The sequence below is a fragment of the Kitasatospora sp. NPDC089509 genome, from assembly GCF_044749365.1.
GTDB lineage: Bacteria > Actinomycetota > Actinomycetes > Streptomycetales > Streptomycetaceae > Kitasatospora.
The window spans coordinates 174,246-189,735 of sequence record NZ_JBIVHS010000015.1; the positions used below are offsets into that span (position 1 = coordinate 174,246).

Genomic DNA, 15,490 nt, shown 5'->3' on the forward strand with positions numbered 1-15,490 from the left:
ACGCGCCTGCCGGACACGGCATTTCGGCCCGCCCGCCACGCCCGCCCCACCCTGCCCCACGGCCCCGGTCAGGCCGGGGTGAGGAGGAACAGCTCGTCCCACCCGGTCGCCCGCGGCGCGAGCGCCCCGCAGAGCGCGAGCAGGACGCCCGCCGCACCGTTGACGAAGCCCGGGTCGTCGACGAGTTCGCCGGGCCTGGGCTCGTCCGCCACCACGTACGGGCGGGCCTCGTCCGCCTTCGACAGCACGGCCCGGAGCGAGTCCTCGGCCATGATCCGGAAGGAGTCCGTCCCGGTGACCTCGTGGGCCCACCGGTAGATCGCGAGCAGCCCGGAGTGGCCGTGGCAGAGGTTGGGCGCGAAGATGTACCGCTCGGCGGGCGACCAGTCCACCACCCGCTGCAGGGCCCCGACCGCGGTCTCCCGGAGGGCGCTGTCACCGAGCACCCCGGCCGCGTTCAGCAGGGCGATGCCGATGCCCGGGGCGCCGAAGCACCAGGCGGCCCGGGCGGACCGCCGTCCGGTCGGGGCGAGCGGCAGCCCGGTTCCCTCCTCGGCCTTGAGCAGGTTCGGCCAGGCGGCGCCGGGCACGTCGTCGGCGAGCCGGTTCTCGACCAGCCAGGTCGTGCCCCGCGCGATCGCCTCGCTCGGGCCCGACCCGCCGATCCCGGCGGCGGCCGCGACGCACAGCGCCGACACGATGCCCGGCAGGCCGTGCGCGAAGCCCAGGTTGTACATCCCGTGCGGGGCCTGCTCGTCGTAGCCGGGGTAGGCGCCGTAGTAGTCCGGCGGCGTGAACCAGCCGGGCCGCTGCCGGTCGTCCGGCTCGCTCACCCGCAGCAGGTACTCGGTCAGCCGCTCGGCCGCGGTGCGGATCGGGTCGCCCGGCGCGGCCTCCAGGGCCGTGCAGAGCCGCACGGCCGCGGCCAGCTGGCCGGCCGCACCCGAGATGACGTCGAAGGCGGAGAGCGGCAGGCCCTCGCCGGGCTCGGGCAGCTCACGGGCCGCGATCTGCTCACCGAAGCTGTCGGCGACCCGGCGCAGCGACGGCAGGTAGCGGCCGTCGTGGGCCGCGAACTCCAGCAGGACGCTCGCGAAGCCCGCGGTGCCGTTGTAGAGACCCGCCTCGGACAGCGGCCGGACGGCGGTGGCCTGCGCGGAGCGGCGGAGCAGGGCCTGCGCCGCGCCGATCGGCCCGGGCTCGTCCAGCGCCTTTCCGGCGTGCAGCAGCGCCAGTGCCATCCCCGGGTAGCCGTCGGCCAGGCTCGCCTCGTCCTTGAGCGGATCGGGCCAGGTCGGCTGCTCGGACGAGCCCGTCGTACCGGCGAAGGCCGCCAGCCGGTCGGCCACCGCCCGGGCCACCTCCGTGGTCCGCACGTCGAGTTCCAGCACCGCCACTGCGAATTCCCCCAGATTCACATCACCAATTCCCGGCAATGTTCCCGAATTGCGCACCAAAAGTGCGCCGGGTCCGATCGCCGAGGACTTCCCGGAAAACTCCCGGCTTTCCCCGAAGGCTCCCGGCGCAGAACAGCGCCGGGAGCCTCCCCGATTCGGCGTCGACGCCGACGGGCGATCAGCAGATGGTGGGGAAGCCCACCGTGATCGGGCAGTTGCAGGAGTCGGCACAGGACCAGCAGGTGGTGCCGATGCTGGCGAAACCGTCCGGAGTGGCGGCCACCTTCGGAGCAACAGCCACACGGACGTCGAGGTCGAAGTCTTGCTCCATTTTTACCTCCATCATGAATTCATCCTTCCCGCTCCCCCGACCGGGTTTCAACAAATTCCGCACGTAGGAGCGGCTGTAGGAGATTTTTTAGCACGCCGTTCGGACGCCCGAGGGTCGATTCCAGCCAGGCCCAACCGCACCCCGGACCACCGGCCCGGGAACGACGCTGGTCAGCTGATCACCGGAGGAGGCGGTTCGAACGGCCAAGATGGCCGATCTCGAACGTCGACCGGGGTCGAACAATGGGGCCGAGATGTCTCGCTTGGACGTGTTCGGGAAGCTTGAATATTTCGGCCACATTGCGGTGATCATCCGCAATCGGGCCGAACGGAACGGGCCCGGACACCCAAGGTGTCCGGGCCCGCCATCGGGACGGCCGCGTCGCCGGGACGGCCGCGTCGCCGGGACGCGCACGCCGGCAAGACGCACGCGTCAGTGCGCGGCGGCCTCCCAGTTGGCGCCGACGCCCACCGAGACGTCCAGCGGCGCGCGCAGCGGGTAGGCGCCGGCCATCTGCTCGCGGACGATCGCCTCGACCGGCTCGCGCTCGCCCGGGGCCAGCTCCAGCACGATTTCGTCGTGCACCTGGAGCAGCATCCGGGAGGCGAGCCCGGCGGCGCGCAGCGCCTCGTCCACCCGCAGCATGGCGATCTTGACGATGTCGGCGGCCGAGCCCTGGATCGGGGCGTTCAGGGCCATCCGCTCGGCCATCTCGCGGCGCTGGCGGTTGTCGCTGTTGAGGTCGGGCAGGTAGCGGCGGCGGCCGAGCAGGGTCTCGGTGTAGCCCGTCGCCCGCGCCTCCTCGACCACCCGGTGCAGGTAGTCGCGCACGCCGCCGAAGCGCTCGAAGTAGGTGTCCATCAGGCCCTGGGCCTCGCCGGGCTTGATGTTGAGCTGCTGCGAGAGCCCGTACGCGGAGAGCCCGTACGCCAGGCCGTAGGACATCGCCTTGATCTTGCGCCGCATCTCGGCGTCCACGGCGGCCCCGGGCACCTCGAAGACCTGGGAGGCGACGGTGGTGTGCAGGTCCTCGCCGGAGGCGAAGGCCTCGATCAGGGCCTCGTCCTCGGACAGGTGGGCCATGATCCGCAGTTCGATCTGCGAGTAGTCGGCGGTGAGCAGCGACTCGTAGCCCGACCCGACCACGAAGGCGCGGCGGATCGCGCGGCCCTCCTCCGTCCGGACCGGGATGTTCTGCAGGTTCGGGTCCTGCGAGGAGAGCCGGCCGGTGGCGGCGACCATCTGGTTGAAGGTGGTGTGGATCCGGCCCTGCGGCGAGACCGTCTTGAGCAGGCCCTCGACGGTGGTGCGCAGCTTGGCCTGGTCGCGGTGGCGCAGCAGGATGACCGGCAGTTCGTTGTCGGTCTGGGTGGCCAGCCAGGTCAGGGCGTCGGCGTCCGTGGTGTAGCCGGTCTTGATCTTCTTGGTCTTGGGGAGGGCGAGTTCGCCGAACAGGATCTCCTGCAGCTGCTTGGGCGAGCCGAGGTTGAACTCGTGCCCGGCGGCGGCGTGGGCCTCCTCGACGCAGCGCTGGATCTCGGCGGCGAACTGGGCTTCGAGCCGGGTGAGCCAGTCGCTGTCGGCGGCGATGCCGTAGCGCTCCATCCGGGCCAGCAGCGCGGCGATGGGCAGTTCCATGTCGTGCATCAGCCCGGCGGCGCCGACCTCGGCGAGGCGGGTGTCGAAGAGCGCGGCGAGGTCGAGCACGGCCCGGGCCTGGAGCATCAGCGCCTGGGCGTGCGCCGTCGGGTCCTCCTCCGGGGCGTCGAAGGCGAGTTGGCCGCTCTCGGACGCCGGGGCGGGGGTGAGCGAGCGGGCCAGGTACTCCTCGGCGAGCACCTCCAGGGTGAAGGTGCGGCGGCCGGGCTTCTCCAGGTAGGCGGCGAGCGCGGTGTCGGCGACGACGCCGTCGATGGTCCAGCCGCGCTCGGCGAAGGCGCGCATCACCTGCTTGGCGATGTGCAGGGCCTTGGGGGCGGCCGGGTCGGCGAGCCAGCCGGCGAAGGCCTGCTCGTCCTCCTCGGCGAGCAGCGCCGGGTCGAACCAGGCGGCCGTCTCCCCGGCGGCGAGGGCGACTTCGGTGACCTCGCCGCTGCCGAGGGCCCACCGGTAGACGGCGGCCAGCGCGACCGGCGTCTTGCCGTCGGAGGCGTGCTCGCGCAGCCAGGCGGCCAACGTGCCCGGATCGGTGAGCAGTTCGCCGTCGACCTCGACGCCGGGGGCGAGCTCGGCCTCGGCGGCCTCCGCGCCCGTGGGGTCGATGCCGAAGACCCGGTCGCGGAAGTTGGCGTTGCGGAACTCCAGCGACTCCATCAGGGTGCCGACGGCGCCCTTGTCGAAGCCCTGGCGGGCCAGGTCCTCGACGCCGAGCGGGAGCTCGACGTCGCGGACCAGCTCGGTGAGCACCCGGTTGCGCTTGACCGAGTCGAGGTTGTCGCGCAGCTTCTCGCCGATCTTGCCCTTCACCTCGTCGGCGCGGGAGACGAGTTCGTCGAAGGAGCCGAACTGGTTGACCCACTTGGCGGCGGTCTTCTCGCCGACGCCGGGGATGCCGGGCAGGTTGTCGGACGGGTCACCGCGCAGGGCCGCGAGGTCGGGGTACTGGCGCGGGGTGACGCCGTACTTCTCGGTGACCTTCTCGGGGGTGAAGCGGGTGAGCTCGGAGACGCCCTTGGTGGGGTAGAGGACCGTGACGTGGTCGGTGACCAGCTGGAGCGAGTCGCGGTCGCCGGTGACGATGTCGACGTCGTAGCCGGCCGCCTCGGCGGCGGTGGCGAGGGTGGCGATGATGTCGTCGGCCTCGAAGCCCTCGACCGTCATCCGCGGGATGTTCATGGCGTCGAGCAGTTCGCCGATCAGGCCGATCTGGCTCTTGAACTCGTCCGGCGTCTTGGCCCGGTTGGCCTTGTAGTCGGGGAACTCGGCGGAGCGGAAGGTCTGCCGGGAGAGGTCGAAGGCGACGGCGAGGTGGGTGGGCTGTTCGTCCCGGACGGTGTTGGCCAGCATCGAGGCGAAGCCGTAGACCGCGTTGGTGGGCTGGCCGGTGGAGGTGTTGAAGTTCTCCACGGGCAGGGCGTAGAAGGCCCGGTAGGCCATCGAGTGCCCGTCGAGCAGCATCAGCCGGGGCCGCGGGCCGGCCCCGCCGCCACCCGTCGCGCCCTTGTCCGTACTCTGCGTAGCCACGTCAACGTCCGTTCCTGCCGATTCCACTACCGGCCCCCGATCCTATGGCCCGGCACCGACAAAAGGGGCGCCGCGCCGGTCCGGCCGGGCCTGCTACCAGCGAGTAGGACGGTCGTACGATCACAGGCAGCACCACCGGGCAACAGCCAGGCAGCACCACCAGACCGCACCACCACGAGACACCCGAGCGGCAGGAGTTCCCCCGATGACCGACGCGGCCCCCGACACCTCCCACAGCACCGCCGGCACCGGCACCGACGGCGCCGCCGTGCTGAAGGTCCCGCAGGACGTGCTGGACCACTTCGCCAAGCTCGGGGTGAGCCCGGAGACCTTCTCCGGCGGCCACCTCGGCGACAAGCTCGGCATCCGGATCGTCGAGGCCTCCGGCGACCGCGTGGTCGGCACCATGCCGGTGGAGGGCAACCAGCAGCCGTACGGGCTGCTGCACGGCGGGGCGTCGGCGGCGCTGGCCGAGACGATCGGCTCGATCGGCGCGATGCTGCACGCCGGCCCGGGCCGGTACGCGGTCGGCGTGGACCTCAACGCCACCCACCACCGTTCGGCCACCTCCGGTCTGGTCACCGGGGTCGCGACGGCGGTGTTCAAGGGCCGCACCGCCGCCACCTACGAGATCGCGATCACCGACGACACCGGCAAGCGGATCACCAGCTGCCGACTGACCTGCATGCTGCGCGACCTGTAACGGCCCTCCGGGCAAAGCCCGTTCACGCCGGTAGACATCAATTCCCTTTCGCGCCCCCTTGTTTGACCTTCCGCCACCGTGGGCAGGCGTTGGTCTGGACGAGGGGGCGTCGGCATGCCCGGGCACCGCCCGACGGCACGCCCGACAGCGCGTCCGACCCGCCCCCATATTCGTAACCCTGCGTAACAAGCGCGAAATCCCCACCAGCGGCGGTTCCGGGGCCCCAGGGCACCCCGGAGCCCCTTCGTCGCGCCCTCCCTGTCCGCAATGCGGACGTGTACGGCCGAAAGCAGCACACCGGACGCCACCGTCCGACTATCGACCGTGCCAGCTGCAACCCGCATTTCTGGGCCTTACATCCCGCCACCAGCCGGTAAACGCCCGGCACTTCGGGCGCGGTCGACTCAAATCGACCACATGCTGAGACAATTAATACGTGTGCTCATAACAAGAGAATCACAGCCTGCTCGCACCACTGCCCGAGTAGCCCAACGACATCTAGAGTCACGGCCAGTCACCGCGCCATCCGGATTGGGCCCGGCCCTCCGCGCATCCCGGCTCCCGCCACTCAGGCGCGGGCGCCTCCTGAACCGAAGGGGACCCTCGTGCGTCATCGTTCAGCTGTTGTCGTGAGCATTGCCGTGATCGGCGCCCTCAGCCTCAGCGCCTGCGGCTCCCGCGGCGGGAAGTCCGGCGACAACGCCGGCGGCAAGGACAGCGGCACCACCACCGTCGTGATCGGCGTCGACGCCCCGCTCAGCGGCGACCTCTCCACCCTCGGCCTCGGCATCCGCAACTCCGTGGACCTCGCCGTCAAGAACGCCAACGCGACCAACGAGGTCCCCGGCATCAAGTTCGAGGTCAAGCCCCTCGACGACACCGGCAAGCCCGCCCCCGGCCAGCAGAACGCCACCCAGCTGGTCGCCGACAGCAAGGTCCTCGGCGTCGTCGGCCCGCTCAACTCCAGCGTGGCGCAGTCGATGCAGCAGATCTTCGACGACAAGAACCTGGTCGAGATCTCCCCCGCCAACACCGGCGTCGCCCTCAGCCAGGGCGAGAAGTGGGCCACCGGCGACAAGAAGCGCCCGTTCAAGTCCTACTTCCGCACCGCCACCACCGACGCCATCCAGGGCCCGTTCGCCGCCCAGTTCCTCTACAACGAGGCCAAGAAGACCAAGGTCTTCCTGATCGACGACCAGAAGACCTACGGCGCCGGCCTCGCCTCCACCTTCAAGGGCGAGTTCACCAAGCTCGGCGGCACCCTGGCGGGCCAGGAGCACGTCAACCCCGACGACCGCGACTTCTCCGCCATCGTCACCAAGGTCAAGGCCTCCGGCGCCGACGCCGTCTACTACGGCGGCGAGTACCCCGCGGGCGGCCCGCTCTCCCTCCAGCTCAAGGACGCCGGCGTCAACATCCCGCTGATGGGCGGCGACGGCCTCCAGAGCACCGACTACATCAAGCTCAACCCCAAGGGCCAGGGCGACTTCGCCACCGCCGTCGGACTCCCCGTCGAATCCCTCGACACCGCCAAGAAGTTCATCTCCGACTACGCCAAGGGCGGCTACAAGGAGGCCTACGAGAGCTACGGCGGCTACTCCTACGACAGCGCCTGGGCCATCATCGAGGCCGTCAAGAACGTCGTCCAGGCCAACAACGGCAAGCTCCCCGGCGGCGACGTCCGCGCCGCCGTCCGCGACGCGGTGCAGAAGGTCTCCTTCGACGGCGTCACCGGCAAGGTCTCCTTCGACGAATACGGCGACACCACCAACAAGCAGCTCACCGTCTACACCGTCAAGGACGGCAAGTGGACCGTGGAGAAGTCCGGCACCTTCAACGGCTGACGGCCGCTCAACACCCCGCACGCACCCGCACCACCGCGCGGGGGCACCACGAGTGCCCCCCCGCGCCCCCACACCCACCACCCACGCGGACACCCCAGAACGCACTACGGAGGCCCAGCGGTGCACGACCTACCGCAGCAGCTGGCCAACGGCCTGATCCTCGGCGCCCTCTACGGCCTCGTCGCGATCGGCTACACGATGGTCTACGGCATCGTCCAGCTCATCAACTTCGCCCACGGCGAGATCGTCATGGTCGGCGGCTTCGGCGCCCTGACCGCCTACCTCGCCCTCCCCGGCGGCACCACCCTGTGGCTGGCCCTACCCCTCATGCTGGTCGCCGGCATCCTGGTCTCCACCCTCACCGCCGTCGCCGCCGAGCGCTTCGCCTACCGGCCGCTGCGCAACGCCCCCCGGCTCGCCCCGCTGATCACCGCGATCGGGCTCTCCATCTTCCTCCAGCAACTGGTGTTCTCCTTCTACCCGGACGCCAAGAAGGCCCGGGTCTTCCCCAAGATCCCCGGCGACCCGTTCAACCTCGGCTCCGTCAGCATCCAGCGCAGCGACCTCTTCCTGATCATCGCCGCCCCGCTCTGCATGCTCGCCCTCGGCTGGTTCGTCACCCGCACCCGCTCCGGCCGCGCCATGCAGGCCACCAGCCAGGACCCGGACACCGCCAAGCTGATGGGCATCGACACCGACCGCATCATCGTCCTGGCCTTCGCCATCGGCGCCGCGTTCGCCGCCGTCGCCGCCATCGCCTACGGACTGCGCACCGGCCAGGTCGACTTCCGGATGGGCTTCATCCTCGGCCTCAAGGCCTTCACCGCCGCCGTCCTCGGCGGCATCGGCAACATCTACGGAGCCATGCTCGGCGGCCTCGCCCTCGGCCTCGCCGAAACCCTCGCCACCGCCTACATCCAGCACCTGCCCGGCATGCACCTCTTCGGAGGCGGCGCCTGGAAGGACGTGTGGGCCTTCGTACTCCTCATCCTCGTGCTCCTCGTCCGGCCCCAGGGCCTGCTCGGCGAGCGCGTCGCGGACAGGGCGTGACCACCATGACCACCAGAACCGAGACCACCCCGGTCATCCCGCTGCCCCGCCCCGCCGCCACCGCCCTCACCGGCCTCGGCGCCCTCCTCACCGCCGCCTCCGCCGCCATGTCCTGGACCTGGACCAGCGACTTCCCCGGCGACCTCACCTACTACGGCTCCCCGGCCGGCCTCCAGTGGCTCGCCGTCGCCGCCGGCGTCCTCACCCTCGTCCTGCTGCTCGCCACCCACGGCACCCCCGGCCTGCGCTGGGCCGCCCCCACCCGCAGCAACAACGCGGTGCTGTACGCCGCCACCGGCGGCCTCGCCGTCGCCGTCTACGCGGTCACCGCCATCGCGGTCGAACTCGGCGGCCTCGCCAACCTCGACCCCGGCGGCTGGGTGCTCGCCGCCGGCGGCCTGCTCGGCGTCCTCGGCGCCCTCGGCCTCCCCCTGGACCGGCGCACCGCGGTACCGCTGCGGATCCTCGACAAGCGGCTCTTCCTGCTGGTGCCCGCCGCCCCGCTCGGCTGGTTCGGCGCCCACGCCATCCCCGGCGACCAGCCCGTCGCCCCGGTGATGACCGCCCTGTCCGGCGCCCTCGCCATCGCCACCGGCGCCGTCCTGCTGCTCCAGCTCGGCCACCTCGCCAACAGCGGCCTGCGGCTGGGGAAGATCGACCGCCCGCTGCCCGCACCGCGCGAACTCCCGTCCTGGGCCGAGGTGCTGCTGATCGTGCTGGCCTTCGGGCTCGGCCTGTTCGCGATCACCTTCGGCATCGACACCGAGTACGGCGAACTCTTCATCGGCTACCTGCTGCTGGTCGGCCCCGCGGTCGCCGCGATCGCCACCTCCGGCCTGCTCGGCCGGCTGCGCGCACTGACCGTCAAGTACCGCCCGGTCACCACCGGCGCCGCCTTCGCCGCCGCCGCGAGCTTCCCGTTCACCCAGGGCAGCGACCAGTACACCTCGGTCGCCACCAACATCCTGATCTTCGCCACCGTCGCCCTCGGCCTCAACATCGTGGTCGGCCTGGCCGGACTGCTCGACCTCGGGTACGTCGCCTTCCTCGGCGTCGGCGCCTACGCCGCCGCCCTGGTCTCCGGCTCCCCCGCCTCACCCATCCACGTCCAGTTCCCGTTCTGGGCCGCGATGCTCACCGGCGCCGCCGCCTCCATGGTCTTCGGCGTCCTGATCGGCGCCCCCACCCTGCGGCTGCGCGGCGACTACCTCGCCATCGTCACCCTCGGCTTCGGCGAGATCTTCCGCATCACCATGCAGAGCCTCAACGGCACCACCGGACCCAACGTCACCAACGGCTCCAACGGCATCCCGCGGATCCCCGACCTGGAGATCCTCGGCTTCGACCTCGGCAAGACCCACACCGTCGGCGGCATCGAACTCGGCCGCTTCTCCAACTACTACCTGCTGATGCTGCTGGTCACCGCTGTCGTCGTGCTGGTCTTCGCCCGGGTCGGCAACTCCCGGATCGGCCGCGCCTGGGTCGCCATCCGCGAGGACGAGACCGCCGCCGAGGCCATGGGCATCAACGGCTTCCGGCTCAAGCTGCTCGCCTTCGCCCTCGGCGCCTGCCTGGCCGGCCTGGCCGGCACCGTCCAGGCCCACGTCAGCTACACCGTCACCCCCGACCAGTACACCTTCGCCGACGCCCTGCCACCCAACTCCGCGTTCCTGCTCGCCGCCGTCATCCTCGGCGGCATGGGCACCATCAGCGGCCCGCTGGCCGGCGCCACCCTGCTGTTCCTGATCCCCAAGAAGCTGGAGTTCCTCGCCGACTACCAGCTGCTCGCCTTCGGCGCCGTCCTGATCATCCTGATGCGGGTCCGCCCCGAGGGGCTCATCCCCAACCGGCGCCGGCAACTGGAGTTCCACGAGGCCGAGATCCCGTCCCAGCCCACCGGCGACGACACCACCGCACTCACCAAGGCAGGGGCGTGACCACCCCGATGACCACCGCAGCGAGCCCCCTGCTCGACGTCACCGGCGTCACCATGCGCTTCGGCGGCCTCACCGCCGTCAACAACGTCTCCCTCACCGTCGGCGAAGGCGAGATCATCGGCCTGATCGGCCCCAACGGCGCCGGCAAGACCACCTTCTTCAACTGCCTCACCGGCCTGTACGTCCCCACCGAGGGCAGCGTCCGCTACCGCGGCACCGTCCTGCCGCCCAAGCCCCACCTGGTCACCCAGGCCGGCATCGCCCGCACCTTCCAGAACATCCGGCTGTTCTCCAACATGACCGTCCTGGAGAACGTCCTGGTCGGCCGGCACAGCCGCACCAAGGAAGGCATCTTCACCGCCATCCTCCGCGGCCCCCGCTACCACCGGGCCGAAGCCGAGAGCCGCGAGAAGGCCATGGAACTCCTCGCCTTCACCGGCCTCGCCGAGAAGGCCGACCACCTCGCCCGCAACCTCCCCTACGGCGAACAGCGCAAGCTGGAGATCGCCCGCGCCCTCGCCTCCGACCCCGGACTGCTGCTGCTCGACGAACCCACCGCCGGCATGAACCCCCAGGAGACCCGGGCCGCCGAGGAACTCGTCTTCGCCATCCGCGACCGGGGCGTCTCCGTCCTCGTCATCGAGCACGACATGCGGTTCATCTTCAACCTCTGCGACCGCACCGCCGTCCTCGTCCAGGGCGAGAAGATCGTCGAGGGCGACCGCGAGACCGTCCAGAACGACGACCGCGTCATCACCGCCTACCTCGGCGCCCCGCTCGAAAGCGCCCCGCTCGAAGGCACCACCCCGGCCGTTACGGAGTCCGACCAGTGACCGCACTTCTCGAAGTCCAGGACCTCCGCGTCGCCTACGGCAAGATCGAGGCCGTCAAGGGCATCAGCTTCACCGTCGGCCAGGGCGAGGTCACCACCCTGATCGGCACCAACGGCGCCGGCAAGACCACCACCCTGCGCACCCTCTCCGGCCTCCTGCGGCCCACCGCCGGCCGGATCACCTTCGCCGGCCAGGACCTCTCGACCGTCCCCGCCCACAAGATCGTCGCCCTCGGCCTCGCCCACTCCCCCGAGGGCCGGCACATCTTCCCCCGGATGACCATCGAGGAGAACCTGCTCCTCGGCGCCTTCCTGCGCTCCGACACCCCCGGCATCACCGAGGACGTCGAACGGGCCTACACCCTCTTCCCCATCCTCGGCGAACGCCGCCGCCAGGCCGCCGGCACCCTCTCCGGCGGCGAACAGCAGATGCTCGCCATGGGCCGGGCCCTGATGTCCCGGCCCCAGCTGCTCATGCTGGACGAGCCCTCGATGGGCCTCTCCCCGCTGATGATGCAGAAGATCATGTCCACCATCGTCGAACTCAAGGCCTCCGGCACCACCATCCTGCTCGTCGAGCAGAACGCCCAGGCCGCCCTCTCCCTCTCCGACCACGGCTACGTGATGGAGACCGGCCGGATCGTCCTCTCCGGCACCGGCGCCGACCTCCTCCACGACGAGTCCGTCCGCAAGGCCTACCTCGGCGAGGACTGACCCCCCGCACGCGCGAAGGGCCCGGCGGACAGCGTCCGCCGGGCCCTTCGCTTCCGTCCTACTCGGGCTTATCGGCCTCGTCCGCCTTCTTGCGGTCCTGGGCCTCGCCCTCCTCGATGACCGCCTCGGCCACCGCCGCCATCGTCATCCGCCGGTCCATCGAGGTCTTCTGGATCCACCGGAACGCGGCCGGCTCGTTCAGCCCGAACTTGGTCTGCAGCACACCCTTGGCGCGGTCCACCAGCTTCCGGGTCTCCAGCCGCTGGGTGAGATCCCCGATCTCCTTCTCCAGCTCCCGCATCTCGGTGTACCGCGACACCGCCATCTCGATCGCCGGCACCAGGTCCGACTTGGAGAACGGCTTCACGATGTACGCCATCGCGCCCGCGTCACGGGCCCGGTCCACCAGCTCCCGCTGCGAGAACGCGGTCAGCATCAGCACCGGCGCCAGGTGCTTGTCGTGGATCTGCTCCGCGGCCGACAGCCCGTCCAGCACCGGCATCTTCACGTCGAAGATCGCCAGATCCGGCTTCAGCTCCTCCACGAGCCGCACCGCCGTCGCCCCGTCCCCCGCTTCACCGACGACGATGTACCCCTCCTCCTCCAGCATCTCCTTCAGGTCGAGGCGGATCAACGCCTCGTCCTCGGCGATCACGATCCGGGTGATCTGGGGCGATTCGGTCTCAAGCGGCTGTGCCTGCTCGTCGGCGGTGCTCACGGGGCTCCTAGTTCCGGCGGGGTACTGCATGCACGAGGGTACCTAGCTGCGCCCGACGGTGCTCACAGGGTATCCTTCACGGGCGCGAACCAGCCGGGTTGGTGGAAGGGCAGACACGATCGCCTCAAAAGCGATTGCCTGAAAGGGCGTGTGGGTTCGAATCCCACACTCGGCACCAGTTTTTCCCTTGAATTCCCAGATGCTCAGGAATCACTACATCTAGTGGATCGCATCCAAAGCATCCCTCGGTCGGCTTGACGCGCCTCAGTCTTGCGCACATGACAGCTCTCTCCGCACGCGAACAGGCCATCCACCTCCTTCGCCGAGGCGTCAGCAACGCCGAGGTGGCCCGCCGTCTCCATGTGCCGCGAGGCACAGTCTCCTGGTGGAAGCACCGGGACCGCGCCAAGCGCGATGAACTCCCCGGCCGCAAGCGCTCCGCATGCATGCACTGCTACGGGGACGAGCTGAACCGCCCCGCCTACGCCTACCTGCTCGGGCTCTACCTCGGCGACGGCCACATCCTCCTGCCCAACGAGTACCGCAGGACCCAAAGTCTCCAGATCACCTGCGACGACAAGTGGCCGGGCATCCAGGACTCCGTCGAGCAGGCCATGCGTCAGGTTCTTCCCAACAACAAGCCCTGCCGGGTGCGACGAACCGGATGCCACGACATCAAGGTCTACTCGAACCACCTGACCTGCTTGTTCCCCCAGCACGGCCCCGGCAAGAAGCACCTGCGAACCATAGCCCTGCAACCCTGGCAGCAGGAGATCGTCGACGCCCACCCCTGGGAGTTCCTGCGCGGCCTGATCCACTCCGACGGCTGCCGCATCACCAACTGGGCCACCCGCACGGTCGCCGGCGTCACGAAGCGCCACGAGTACCCGCGCTACTTCTTCACCAACACCTCAGTCGACATCATCGGCCTCTTCACCACCACCCTCGACGCCGTCGGCATCCAGTGGAAGACCGCCTCCCGTTCCAACGGTGGCTTCAACATCTCCGTCGCCCGCAAGGACTCCGTGGCCCTGATGGACACCCACATCGGCCCCAAGTACTGACGGCAGCACAGCGGTTCGCTCGAAGCGGACCCTTGCGGCCTCGAAGGCCGCGCCCGCGCCGGGGCGGCCGAGGATCTCCTGGCGCAATTCGCACCAGAGCGTGTGGTCGTTCATCCCGCTGATTCTCACCCGGACCGACACACGGGCGGCATCCCTCACACGAGGGATGCCGCCCGATGCCGGACAGCGTCAGTCGTCCAGCGTCCCCACGTGGTGGACGCGGACGAGGTTGGTGGAGCCGGCCAGGCCGGGCGGGGAGCCGGCGGTGATGACGACGATGTCGCCCTTCTGGCAGCGGCCGAGCGAGAGCAGGGCCGCGTCGACCTGTTCGACCATCTGGTCGGTGGTCGGGGCGAACGGTCCGAGGAAGGTCTCCACGCCCCAGGTGAGGGCGAGTTGGCTGCGCACGGCGGGTTCGTAGGTGAAGGCGAGCACCGGGATGGGCGAGCGGTAGCGGGTCAACCGGCGCGCGGTGTCGCCGGACTGGGTGAAGGCGATCAGGTACTTGGCGTGCAGGAAGTCGCCGATCTCGGCGGCCGCGCGGGCGACGGCGCCGCCCTGGGTCCGCGGCTTGTTGCCGGTGGTGAGCGGGGGCAGTCCGGCGGCCAGGATGTCGTTCTCGGCGGCCTCGATGATCCGGCCCATGGTCTTGACCGTCTCGACCGGGAACTTGCCCACCGAGGTCTCCCCGGAGAGCATCACGGCGTCCGTCCCGTCCAGCACGGCGTTGGCGACGTCCGAGGCCTCGGCGCGGGTCGGCCGGGAGGCGTTGATCATCGAGTCGAGCATCTGGGTCGCCACGATGACCGGCTTGGCGTTGCGCCTGGCCAGTTTGATGGCGCGCTTCTGGACGAGCGGGACCTGTTCGAGGGGCATCTCCACGCCCAGGTCCCCGCGGGCCACCATGATGCCGTCGAAGGCGTCCACGATGGATTCCAGGTTCTCGACCGCCTGTGGCTTCTCGATCTTGGCGATGACCGGGACGTACCGCCCCTCCTCGGCCATCACCCGGTGCACGTCGTCGATGTCGCGCCCGGTGCGGACGAAGGAGAGTGCGATCAGGTCGGCCCCGGCGCGCAGCGCCCACCGCAGGTCGGCGACGTCCTTGTCGCTGAGCGCGGGGACGGAGACGGCGACGCCGGGGAGGTTGAGGCCCTTGTGGTCGGAGACCAGCCCGCCCTCGATGACGAGGCACCGCACCCGTGGTCCGTCGACGGCGACGACCTCCAGGGTCACCCGCCCGTCGTCGACCAGGATGCGTTCGCCGCGGCTGACGTCGCCGGCCAGGCCGGCGTAGGTGGTGCCGCAGATGTCCTTGTCCCCCACGACGCCGTTGTCGGTGGAGATCGTGAACTCGTCGCCGCGTTCGAGGAGTACGGGCCCGTGGGCGAAGGTGTCGAGGCGGATCTTCGGGCCTTGGAGGTCGGCGAGGACGCCGACGCTCCGGCCGGTCTCGTCGGCGGCCTTGCGGACCCGACGGTAGCGTTCCTCGTGTTCGGCGTGGGTGCCGTGGCTGAGGTTGAATCGGGCGACGTCCATCCCGGCGTCGACCAGCGATTTGATCTGGTCGTACGAGTCGGTGGCCGGCCCTAGGGTGCAGACGATTTTTGCTCGGCGCATACTGCTGAGGGTAGGCATTACCGGCGCGTAACCACGACGTGGGTCCGGACTGCGGGATGACCGTTCCGGGAAGGCGAGTTGAACAATCTGACACGCC

Annotated in this window: 12 protein-coding genes and 1 tRNA gene; 8 read left to right on the forward strand and 5 right to left on the reverse strand. The window is 70.2% G+C overall.

Annotated features, from left to right (window positions below; genetic code table 11):
• Positions 1 to 68: 68 nt before the first annotated feature.
• From ACIP4P_RS28255 to polA, 3 genes are all read right to left on the reverse strand, one after another.
• The gene (locus tag ACIP4P_RS28255; protein ID WP_400923120.1) at positions 69 to 1,418 is read right to left on the reverse strand and encodes a lanthionine synthetase C family protein; all 1,350 of its coding nucleotides are present in this window, start codon (positions 1,416 to 1,418) and stop codon (positions 69 to 71) included.
• A 157-nt stretch (positions 1,419 to 1,575) separates the two neighbouring features.
• Entirely contained in the window at positions 1,576 to 1,728 is a 153-nt protein-coding gene (locus ACIP4P_RS28260) for an FDLD family class I lanthipeptide (RefSeq protein ID WP_350516615.1), read from the reverse strand.
• A gap of 432 nt (positions 1,729 to 2,160) precedes the next feature.
• Positions 2,161 to 4,845: a DNA polymerase I gene (gene polA / locus ACIP4P_RS28265; RefSeq protein WP_400923179.1), complete on the reverse strand. Its 2,685-nt coding sequence runs from the start codon at positions 4,843 to 4,845 to the stop codon at positions 2,161 to 2,163.
• Between the two features lie 271 nt (positions 4,846 to 5,116).
• Between polA and ACIP4P_RS28270 the strand changes: the two genes are divergently transcribed.
• The 6 genes from ACIP4P_RS28270 to ACIP4P_RS28295 all read left to right on the forward strand — a co-directional run bounded on the left by ACIP4P_RS28270 (position 5,117) and on the right by ACIP4P_RS28295 (position 11,991).
• Positions 5,117 to 5,614 carry a PaaI family thioesterase gene (locus tag ACIP4P_RS28270; RefSeq protein ID WP_400923122.1) on the forward strand — a complete coding sequence of 166 codons (498 nt, stop codon included), beginning with the start codon at positions 5,117 to 5,119 and terminating at the stop codon, positions 5,612 to 5,614.
• Positions 5,615 to 6,219: 605 nt separating this feature from the next.
• Positions 6,220 to 7,458 (forward strand): branched-chain amino acid ABC transporter substrate-binding protein, encoded by a 1,239-nt coding sequence (locus tag ACIP4P_RS28275; protein ID WP_350516613.1) that lies wholly within the window; start codon positions 6,220 to 6,222, stop codon positions 7,456 to 7,458.
• Between the two features lie 120 nt (positions 7,459 to 7,578).
• Positions 7,579 to 8,508 carry a branched-chain amino acid ABC transporter permease gene (locus tag ACIP4P_RS28280; protein ID WP_350516612.1) on the forward strand — a complete coding sequence of 310 codons (930 nt, stop codon included), beginning with the start codon at positions 7,579 to 7,581 and terminating at the stop codon, positions 8,506 to 8,508.
• 5 nt (positions 8,509 to 8,513) lie between these two features.
• Positions 8,514 to 10,445 carry a branched-chain amino acid ABC transporter permease gene (locus ACIP4P_RS28285; protein WP_400923125.1) on the forward strand — a complete coding sequence of 644 codons (1,932 nt, stop codon included), beginning with the start codon at positions 8,514 to 8,516 and terminating at the stop codon, positions 10,443 to 10,445.
• Positions 10,446 to 10,453: 8 nt separating this feature from the next.
• Positions 10,454 to 11,278, forward strand: coding sequence for an ABC transporter ATP-binding protein (locus ACIP4P_RS28290; RefSeq protein ID WP_350516626.1), 825 nt, complete (start codon positions 10,454 to 10,456; stop codon positions 11,276 to 11,278).
• Positions 11,275 to 11,991: an ABC transporter ATP-binding protein gene (locus ACIP4P_RS28295; protein ID WP_400923127.1), complete on the forward strand. Its 717-nt coding sequence runs from the start codon at positions 11,275 to 11,277 to the stop codon at positions 11,989 to 11,991. Before ACIP4P_RS28290 ends, ACIP4P_RS28295 begins: the two co-directional genes overlap by 4 nt.
• Before the next feature lie 58 nt (positions 11,992 to 12,049).
• On the opposite strand, the gene ACIP4P_RS28300 is transcribed toward ACIP4P_RS28295, so the two are convergent.
• Positions 12,050 to 12,709: a response regulator gene (locus ACIP4P_RS28300; protein WP_350516610.1), complete on the reverse strand. Its 660-nt coding sequence runs from the start codon at positions 12,707 to 12,709 to the stop codon at positions 12,050 to 12,052.
• Positions 12,710 to 12,801: 92 nt separating this feature from the next.
• Here ACIP4P_RS28300 and ACIP4P_RS28305 point away from each other — a divergent pair.
• Together ACIP4P_RS28305 and ACIP4P_RS28310 are read left to right on the forward strand one after the other, a co-directional pair.
• Positions 12,802 to 12,887 (forward strand) — tRNA-Leu (locus ACIP4P_RS28305).
• A 100-nt stretch (positions 12,888 to 12,987) separates the two neighbouring features.
• Positions 12,988 to 13,773: a helix-turn-helix domain-containing protein gene (locus ACIP4P_RS28310; protein ID WP_400923129.1), complete on the forward strand. Its 786-nt coding sequence runs from the start codon at positions 12,988 to 12,990 to the stop codon at positions 13,771 to 13,773.
• A 189-nt stretch (positions 13,774 to 13,962) separates the two neighbouring features.
• Here the strand turns inward: ACIP4P_RS28310 and pyk are convergent, their stop codons facing one another.
• On the reverse strand, positions 13,963 to 15,393 hold the full coding sequence (pyk, locus tag ACIP4P_RS28315; RefSeq protein ID WP_350516609.1) for a pyruvate kinase: 1,431 nt from the start codon (positions 15,391 to 15,393) through the stop codon (positions 13,963 to 13,965).
• Positions 15,394 to 15,490 lie beyond the last annotated feature (97 nt).